This is a genomic window from Pseudoalteromonas sp. 20-MNA-CIBAN-0454 (assembly GCF_040308685.1).
Taxonomy (GTDB): domain Bacteria; phylum Pseudomonadota; class Gammaproteobacteria; order Enterobacterales; family Alteromonadaceae; genus Pseudoalteromonas; species Pseudoalteromonas nigrifaciens.
In genome coordinates, this window is record NZ_JBEOOB010000242.1 from 1 (window position 1) to 236 (window position 236).

At 45.8% G+C, this 236-nt stretch carries 1 pseudogene; it reads right to left on the reverse strand.

The features are described from left to right. Positions 1 to 236 (reverse strand): annotated as a pseudogene (locus AAEZ22_RS18625) (putative DNA modification/repair radical SAM protein); the annotation flags it as partial.

A 236-nucleotide genomic window follows, 5' to 3' on the forward strand; every position in this document is an offset into this window, starting at 1 on the left:
GTTTTGAGATGGATATAACCATTGAAGCGTTCACGAGTGCGCAATATTTTTGCCACCTCAACCAAACGCTCCATCGTGTAGTCGCCACTTTTAAAGATACCTGAGCTGAGAAATAGTCCTTCGATATAGTTGCGGCGATAAAACTGCATGGTTAGGTCGACCACTTCTTCGACACTAAAAGCGGCGCGTGGGGTGTCATTGCTCTTACGAGAAGTGCAATAAGCGCAGTCGTAAAT